An 8,154-nucleotide genomic window follows, 5' to 3' on the forward strand; every position below is an offset into this window, starting at 1 on the left:
CCAACATCTCGTTCGGCCTGCCGCATCGCCACGGCATCAACGCCGCCTTCATCCCGATGGTGATCGGCGCCGGCATGACGAGCGCCATCATGAATCCGGTCCGCCCGCAGGAGATGGAGGCCGTGCGCGGCGCCAACGTGCTGAACGGCACCGACGAGAACTGCACCAACTGGATCCGCACCTACAAGGACTACAAGCCGGCCGAAGGCGGCCATGCGGTCGCGTCTCCGGTCGCGGTCACCGCCCCCGGCGATGGCGCCGCCGCTGCCGGCGGGCGTCGCCGCGGCGGTCGTGAAGCCCGCATGGCCAGGGGGTAAGCGCGCAATCGTGAGCCGCATTGCAAACAGCCCTGATCCGGTCGCATCGTCGATGCGGTCGGAGAAGTCTGCTTTGCGGTCAGGCGACGCCCAATATGGCGTCGAACAACGCCATTCCAGCCCAGGATCCGAAGATGCCTGTGCCGCCGCCGACGATGACATCATCGTCGTAGGCGGGCCAGAATGCGTGGAGCAGGAGCGCTCCGACAATCGCGCCGAGAATTCCGGAGGCCAGATATTGCGGATTGCGCAGCCATGGGCCTTTGAGCACGCGCACCATGGTGAAAGCGGTGAAGATGGCGGGCAGCAGAATATCCGACATGTTTGGCCCCTGGACCAACGTACACTCCACCCAACAGTAAAACGATCCGTTAAACGGTATCGGCAATTGCCATCGAGACGCGTGCCAGCATGAATCCCCCGCCCAACATCACCGATCCGCTTGTGCTGTTCATGCCGTCAGGCAAGCGCGGGCGGTTTCCCGTTGGCACGCCGGTGCTGGACGCCGCGCGCCAGCTCGGCGTCTATGTCGAGAGCGTGTGCGGCGGCCGCGCCACTTGCGGGCGCTGCCAGATCGAGGTGCAGGAAGGCAATTTCGCCAAGCACAAGATCGTCTCTGCCAACGACCACATCTCGCCCAAGGGCGCCAAGGAAGAGCGCTACGAGCGCGTGCGCGGCCTGCCCGAGCGCCGCCGCCTCTCCTGCTCAGCGCAGGTACTCGGCGACCTCGTCATTGACGTGCCGCAGGACACGGTCATCAACGCCCAGACCATCCGCAAGGCAGCCGACACCAGGGTGATCGCTCGCGATACGGCAATCCGCATGTGCTATGTCGAGATTGAAGAGCCCGACATGCACAAGCCGCTCGGCGACCTCGACCGACTCAAGATCGCCTTGATGAAGGACTGGGGGTTCAAGAATGTCGAGTTCGACTTCTATCTCATGCCGCAGGTGCAGGGCATTCTGCGCAAGGGCAATTGGACCGCCACCGCCGCCATCCACAAGGATGCGGACAGCGACATCGCGCGCGTCATCGCGCTGTGGCCGGGCCTGAAGAACGAGGCCTACGGGCTCGCCTGCGACATCGGCTCGACGACCATTGCCATGCATCTCGTGTCGCTGCTGTCGGGCCGCGTCGCCGCCTCTTCCGGCACCTCCAATCCGCAGATCCGCTTCGGCGAGGATCTGATGAGCCGCGTCTCCTACGTGATGATGAACCCGGACGGCCGCGAGGGCATGACGGTCGCCGTGCGCGAGGCCGTTTCCGGCCTGGTCGACAAGGTCTGTGCGGAAGGCAATGTCCAGCGCAACGACATCCTCGACGCGGTGTTCGTCGGCAATCCGATAATGCATCATCTGTTTCTCGGCATCGATCCGACCGAGCTCGGTGGCGCGCCGTTCGCGCTCGCCGTTTCCGGCGCCGTGCGCATCAAGGCCTCCGATCTCGGCTTGAAACTGAACCAGGGCGCGCGCCTTTATATGCTCCCTTGTATCGCCGGCCATGTCGGCGCCGACGCAGCCGCGGTCACGCTCTCCGAGGGTCCGCACCGCCAGGACGAGATGATGCTGATCGTCGACGTTGGCACCAATGCCGAGATCGTGCTCGGCAACAGCACGCGCGTCGTTGCGGCCTCCTCTCCCACCGGCCCGGCCTTCGAGGGCGCCGAGATTTCCGGCGGCCAGCGCGCGGCGCCCGGCGCCATCGAGCGCGTGCGCATCGATCCCGACACGCTTGAGCCGCGCTACCGGGTCATCGGTTCGGAACTCTGGTCGGATCAGCCGGGCTTTGCCGAAAGCGTGCAGGCGACCGGCGTCACCGGCATTTGCGGCTCCGGCATCATCGAAGTGGTGGCCGAGATGTATCTCGCCGGTATCATCTCCGAGGACGGCGTCGTCGACGGATCGCTTGGTGCGCGCTCGCCGCGCATCGTCGCCAACGGCCGCACCTTCTCCTATGTGCTGAAGGACGGCGAGCCGAAGATCACCATCACCCAGAACGACGTGCGCGCCATCCAGCTCGCCAAGGCGGCGCTCTACGCCGGCACCAAGCTGTTGATGGAAAAGCAGCACACCGACCATGTCGACCGCATCCATTTCGCCGGTGCCTTCGGTTCTTTCATCGACCCGAAATACGCCATGGTGCTGGGGCTCATTCCCGATTGCGATCTCGACAAGGTCTCGGCCGTCGGCAACGCCGCCGGCGCCGGCGCGCGCATGGCGCTCCTCAATCGCGGCTACCGCCGTGAGATCGAGGAGACGGTGAGCAGGATCGAAAAGATCGAAACCGCGCTGGAGCCAAAATTCCAGGAGCACTTCGTCTACGCCATGGCGCTGCCGAACAAGGTCGACCCTTTCCCGAAGCTCGCGGCCGCAGTGAAGCTGCCGCCGCGCAAGACGGTCGGCGAGGACGGCGCCGCAGGCGACGCCACCCCGCGCCGGCGCTCGCGCGAAGAACGGGCGGCGCGGCGTGGGCGCGAATAGGTCCCCTTCGCCCGACGCCTCTCTTTAGTTCGTATGCATGCAAATGTTTCCGGATCCATCGATCCGGAAACCGGAACGCTGTTTTCGTGAAATCCGCCGGAAACATGCCGGGCGCATTTAGCCCGCCATCGAAGGGCTGGCGCGAAATGTCTTCGAGCTGGCGCGACCTTCCGGAGGAACCCACTATGTCGATGTTCGATAACCTCGGCCGCTTCGGCGTGACCATCAGGCAGGCTCATGCCCGGAGCAAGGCGATCCGCGCGCTCAACGACCTGCCCGTGCATGTCCAGAAGGATATCGGCTGGCCGGCTTCGCCGCCGAGCGACCCGCAGGCAGCCCTGCACGCGCTGCTCCTGGGAACCGCCCGCTGATGACCTTCGCCGACAAATGTAAGCTGCTCGGCAAGCGCCGAGGCCGGCAAGCGGCCTCGGCGATCGGCGACAACAAGTTGCGCGCCGCGCTGCTGCCAGGGCGCCGTTGACGCGACCGCCGTCGCATCACGCCGATGTGCCCGCTGCGAACCTTGACATTTTCAACCTAACTACAATCTTCGCATAGCAGGGGGAATTTCTCTTAGTCGGCTCGACCGATCCGTGTTCCGTATGCCCAGTTTGAAAAGCCACGTCGTTTCGTTCATTCTCAGGCACAGCCGCAAGAAGGCCTTTTCCAGTCCCGAGAATCTGCAGCGCTGGATCGCCTACGCCCGCAAGACCGAAGACTATCATCCGCCGGCTCTTCTGAAGGCGCGGCTGGATATCGCCGAGACCAGCGTCGATGGTTTCCCCGTCTATGAGATCGCACCGAAATCGGGCGAGCGCCGGCGTATCCTCTATTTGCATGGCGGCGCCTTCGTCTTTCAGATCACGTCCTATCACTGGGTGCTGATTGCCGAGATGGCGGAGCGGCTGGGCTTCGGCATCACCGTGCCGATCTATCCGATCGCGCCGGAGTACAATTTCCATGACATGTTCGGCATGGTCGGCGACGTATACCGGCGCATGCTGCAAGAGACCAATGCCGAGAACATCGTCTTCATGGGCGATTCCGCCGGCGGCAACATGGCAGTCGTGCTCACCATGATGGCCGCCGAGGAAGGCCTGCCCTCGCCGGCGCGCCACGTGCTGATCTCGCCCGGCCTCGATATTTCCTTGTCCAATCCGGAAGTGTTCGAAGCCGAACGCAACGACCCCTGGCTGGGCATCCCCGGCGGGCTCGAGGCGATCCGGCTCTACAGCGCCGGCATCGACCGCTCCGACTGGCACATCAGCCCGCTCTACGGCGATCTCTCGGTGCTGCCGAAGACGCTGCTGCTCACCGGCTCGCGCGACCTGCTCAGCCCCGACAATCTGATCTTCGCCGAACGGGCGCGCGCCGCAGGAATCGAGGTCGAGGTCGTCTACGAGGAAGGCATGTTCCACGTCTGGCCGCTGATCGATATGCCGGAAGCGCGGCGCGCACGTGACAGCATCGTCGACTTCCTCACAGCCGAGATCCTACCGCAGCGAGCCCATGCATCACGCCGAACCACTTATGCGGCGCGACCTGCGCCGGCGGCCGAATAGCTCAGAACTTGCCGGTTTCCCGGAACAGTTCAAAGGTCGCACGGATGTGGTCGGCAACCGCCTTCACCGGCGCGCTGGCATCGGGTGCCACCACCATGGCGAGATTGTAGGTGCCGATATCGGGCATGCCGTCCTTGGCGCCTAGTGAAACCATCTCGTCGCCAAGGAAGGACTTCGGCAGCGGCGCGACGGCAAGGTCGGCCATGATGGCGGCGCGCTGGCCGGCGGTATGAGCGCTCATATAGGCGATGCGGTAGTTGCGGCCTTCCCGGCCGAGCGCTTCCAGGGCGCCGGCCCGCCAGGCGCAGCCTTCTTCCCAAAGCGAAACCGGCAGCGGTTCGCGCAGATGCGCGCAGCCGCCCTTGGCGCCGGCCCAGACGATCGGCTCGGTTAGCAGCACCTCGGCGCCGACCGCGCTGGTCTTGTAGGAATTGGTGAGCAGCGTAATGTCGAGCGCACGGTCGTCCATGCGGCGGCGCAGATTGACGCTCTGGTCGATGGTGACGTCGACGGCGATCGACGGATGCGATTGCGCGAAGCGCTTCAACACGTGAGGCAGCACGCGCTCGCCATAGTCGTCCGGCGAGCCAAGCCTAACCACACCGACAATGTCGGGAATGATGAACTTCGACACCACTTCGCGGTTGATCGACAAAAGCCGCCGGGCATAGCCGAGAAGCATCTCGCCGTCCGTGGTCAGCGTCACCGAGCGCGCGTCGCGCGCGAAGACGGAACGGCCGAGAATGTCTTCGAGCTTCTTGATCTGCATGGAGACGGCCGAGGGGGTGCGGAACACCGCATTGGCGGCGGTGGTGAAGCTGCCGGTCTCGGCGATCGCCACGAAGGTGCGCAGCACGTCGAGATCGAGCAGCGGCAAAGGATGGTTGAGTGGGGCGTTCATCAGGGCTTGCCTTCAATTTTTCTGATGCAAATGATCATTCCATTTCGTTTGATTGAACATCACTTCGAGCGCATAGTCAACTCGATCGATGCAGGATGCTGCCAAAAGCAGCCATCGAACGACCATGATACAGGCCTGCACTCGACATGAAATGAAGCTGAAACAGACCTGACGTAACCAATTGCCGGGCGCCTCCCTGCCCGAATCGAGGAGAAAGAAAATGTCTATCCTGTCGTCTATCGGTCGGCTCGCGACCGAATTCAGTGCCGCCCGCGCTCGCTACCAGACCGAACGCGCAATCCATGCGCTGCCGATCGAACTGCAGAAGGATATCGGCTGGCCGGAAGCCGCCGATGCCAAGACTGGATTGCGCTACGGCGTGGGAACCTGGGCCGGAGCCAAGTAAATAAGTGTGCATCACGTGCTAAGGGCCTGCCGCGTGTCAGACCGGCAGGCCCTTTTGTTTGTACTCAAATGACTTTTCCAGCCATGCGGCCGTCGCATGACGCATATGAAGCACTCGCATAGCGACGTCCGTTTCGAATTAAAGCGCTGTAACTAATAGTAAATTTCGAGCGCAGAGCTCAAAAAAGTCGCATGGGATGTCGGTTTTCATAACAAGCGCTTCGTTTTTGCGATTTAGTTTTGGCTGGAGCAGGCCTATATCACCGCCAGCAAAAACGAGCTGCCCCACTCCATCAAGCGAAGGCGACCCGTCTGAGCAACCAAATGGAGATGATGATGAAGCTCTTTGCCCGCCTGTTCCCCCGTCGCGAAATGAACCTGACGACCGCTCTTGAGCGTCAGCGTCTTGCCAAGACCATGCCCGGCCAGACCGGCGCCATGGCTGCCGCTCGCCTCGGCTTCGTTGCCTGACACAGCAGTTTCGAACGGCACCTGGTTGCCGTCGCGCTGAGTGAAATTCAACGTCGCCCGGCTCCGCCGTGGCGGCGTTTTTCTTCTGACGGCGCATTCGTTGGAACCTGAAGTAGCAACCTTCAGTCTCGCGCCATCGACGATTGCCCGTTTGCGACCCGTGTCGCAAATTTAATCGTCGCTTAGCCGTCTAGCCGATTGACAGGAATGATTTTTCCTGATGTCGCTATGCTATTAGCGACATTCTGTTCGCGTCATGGCCGCGTGAGGTTTCCCGTGAATGCCGTCAAGCACCCGATCAAGAGATCGTTTGTGTTCTTCCTCATCCCCGACTTCACCATGATCGCCTTCGCAACGGCGCTCGACCCGCTCCGCTCGGCCAACCGGATGCTCGGCTACGAGGCCTATAGCTGGCGCCTGGCCAGTATCGACGGCAAGCCCGTGCGCGCGTCGAACGGCGTCGAATGCGCCGTCAACACCTCGCTCGAGGAAGAGCGCAAGAAGATGGCCGGGCCGGACCGCCCGAACATGGCGATCGTTTGCAGCGGCATGAATGTCGAGCGCTATCATAACAAGTCGGCCTTCGCCTGGCTGCGCGAGGAATACAACCGCGGCGTCGCCGTGGGCGGCCTGTGCACCGGCGCGCACATCCTGGCGGCCGCGGGCCTGCTCTCCAACAAGCGCTGCGCCATCCATTGGGAAAACCTGCCGGGCTTCTCGGAGGCCTTTCCCAAGGCCAACGTCTTCGCCGACCTCTTCGAGATCGACCAGAATGTCTACACCTGCGCAGGCGGCACCGCGGCGCTCGACATGATGCTGAAGCTGATCGGCGACGACTTCGACGAAAGCCTCGTCAACCGCGTCTGCGAGCAGGTGCTGACCGACCGCGTGCGCAGCCCGACGGATCGCCAGCGCCTGCCGCTGCGCGCCCGTCTCGGTGTGCAGAATTCCAAGGTGTTGACCATCATTGAATTGATGGAGGCGAACCTCTCCGAGCCGCTGTCGCTGATCGAGATCGCCGACCACGTCGATCTGTCGCGCCGGCAGATCGAGCGCCTCTTCCGCACCGAGATGGGCCGCTCGCCTGCCCGCTACTATCTCGAGATCCGGCTCGACCGCGCCAGGCATTTGCTCATCCAGTCGTCGCTGCCCGTGGTGGAAGTGGCTGTCGCCTGCGGTTTCGTCTCGGCCTCGCACTTCTCCAAATGCTACCGCGAGCTCTATGCCCGCTCGCCGCAGCAGGAGCGCGTCGACCGCAAGCAGTTGCTGGCCGCCTAAGCGACAAGGCTACGAAAACCTGCGCGGACTGCGTGTGCGCGGTCCGTATCGCCTCGATGCGGATTGTCCTCGGTCAACTTCGCCTTCAGCGCCGAGAATTCCGGGCTGGTTTTCAGCCTGGCGTTATGACCGCTCGCCGGTTTGACGACCTCAATATCGGTCGCAATAGCACTCCGCGGACGAGATGCGGTCGTTCCAGCCGGAACCTCCGAAATCGCGGACCCTGCGATTGAGCTCGATCGAGCGGCCGCGCCTTCCTGCATTCTCATAGGCGACAAGCGTGCAGCCCCGCCGCACCAGCACCGAGGAAACGCGGTCGTTCCAGAAGCCGCCCCGGAAATTGACGGCGTCGTCAGGACCCATTGCAAGCGAGCGCCCGCGGAAGTTCGCATTCTCGAACAGCACGCAGGCGGCCTCGCCGTAAAATTGGGCGCTGGCGCTTCCGGCAAATATTGTCGACGCAAGCGCCGCCAGGATGACCAAACGTTTCATGCAATATTTCCTCATTTCATCGCGTTGCGCGATGGCGCGGGCCCGATCACATTTTGCCATTGTGCTACACGAGGAAGCAAGTCCGAACCCCGCTCCGGCGGAGCTTGCCGACCGTCACCGGCTATCCATCATCCAGCCGCGGTTGCGCCACATCTTCTCACCGGCCAGGCAATCGGCGGCCGGCCTGTCGTCGGCAAGCACGACCGGCGGGGGAGCCGCCTCTTCTGCCGCCCCTTGCCGCGAGGCC

The 8,154-nt window shown here is 63.1% G+C and carries 9 protein-coding genes and 1 pseudogene; 6 read left to right on the forward strand and 4 right to left on the reverse strand.

The genetic code is table 11. The features are described from left to right. Positions 1-317: pseudogene (locus EOA75_RS24770) on the forward strand (methyltetrahydrofolate cobalamin methyltransferase); the annotation flags it as partial. A gap of 79 nt (positions 318-396) precedes the next feature. Here EOA75_RS24770 and EOA75_RS24775 read toward each other — a convergent pair. Next, positions 397-639, reverse strand: coding sequence for a hypothetical protein (locus EOA75_RS24775; protein ID WP_245299687.1), 243 nt, complete (start codon positions 637-639; stop codon positions 397-399). An 89-nt stretch (positions 640-728) separates the two neighbouring features. On the opposite strand from EOA75_RS24775, the gene EOA75_RS24780 reads away from it, so the two are divergent. From EOA75_RS24780 to EOA75_RS24790, 3 genes are all read left to right on the forward strand, one after another. Continuing rightward, a complete protein-coding gene (locus tag EOA75_RS24780) occupies positions 729-2,798 on the forward strand; it encodes an ASKHA domain-containing protein (RefSeq protein ID WP_095801948.1) in 2,070 nt (689 codons plus the stop codon). 185 nt (positions 2,799-2,983) lie between these two features. Further along, positions 2,984-3,169, forward strand: a complete 186-nt coding sequence (locus tag EOA75_RS24785) for a hypothetical protein (RefSeq protein WP_067329623.1) — start codon at positions 2,984-2,986, stop codon at positions 3,167-3,169. A 231-nt stretch (positions 3,170-3,400) separates the two neighbouring features. Beyond that, positions 3,401-4,360, forward strand: a complete 960-nt coding sequence (locus EOA75_RS24790) for an alpha/beta hydrolase (RefSeq protein WP_127325394.1) — start codon at positions 3,401-3,403, stop codon at positions 4,358-4,360. Position 4,361: 1 nt separating this feature from the next. Here EOA75_RS24790 and EOA75_RS24795 read toward each other — a convergent pair whose 3' ends face one another. Beyond that, positions 4,362-5,261 (reverse strand): LysR substrate-binding domain-containing protein, encoded by a 900-nt coding sequence (locus EOA75_RS24795; protein WP_066999645.1) that lies wholly within the window; start codon positions 5,259-5,261, stop codon positions 4,362-4,364. Positions 5,262-5,481: 220 nt separating this feature from the next. Here EOA75_RS24795 and EOA75_RS24800 point away from each other — a divergent pair, with 220 nt between their 5' ends. Continuing rightward, positions 5,482-5,667, forward strand: coding sequence for a hypothetical protein (locus tag EOA75_RS24800; RefSeq protein WP_066999640.1), 186 nt, complete (start codon positions 5,482-5,484; stop codon positions 5,665-5,667). 254 nt (positions 5,668-5,921) lie between these two features. Here EOA75_RS24800 and EOA75_RS34190 read toward each other — a convergent pair whose 3' ends face one another. Then, a complete protein-coding gene (locus tag EOA75_RS34190; RefSeq protein ID WP_164747539.1) occupies positions 5,922-6,188 on the reverse strand; it encodes a hypothetical protein in 267 nt (88 codons plus the stop codon). A gap of 288 nt (positions 6,189-6,476) precedes the next feature. Here EOA75_RS34190 and EOA75_RS24810 point away from each other — a divergent pair, with 288 nt between their 5' ends. Beyond that, the gene (locus tag EOA75_RS24810; protein WP_348628679.1) at positions 6,477-7,415 is read left to right on the forward strand and encodes a GlxA family transcriptional regulator; all 939 of its coding nucleotides are present in this window, start codon (positions 6,477-6,479) and stop codon (positions 7,413-7,415) included. Between the two features lie 150 nt (positions 7,416-7,565). On the opposite strand, the gene EOA75_RS24815 is transcribed toward EOA75_RS24810, so the two are convergent. Beyond that, positions 7,566-7,907, reverse strand: a complete 342-nt coding sequence (locus EOA75_RS24815) for a peptidase inhibitor family I36 protein (RefSeq protein ID WP_067000849.1) — start codon at positions 7,905-7,907, stop codon at positions 7,566-7,568. Between the last annotated feature and the right edge of the window lie 247 nt (positions 7,908-8,154).

The sequence above is a fragment of the Mesorhizobium sp. M1A.F.Ca.IN.022.07.1.1 genome (genome assembly GCF_003997575.1).
Classification (GTDB): Bacteria; Pseudomonadota; Alphaproteobacteria; order Rhizobiales; family Rhizobiaceae; genus Mesorhizobium.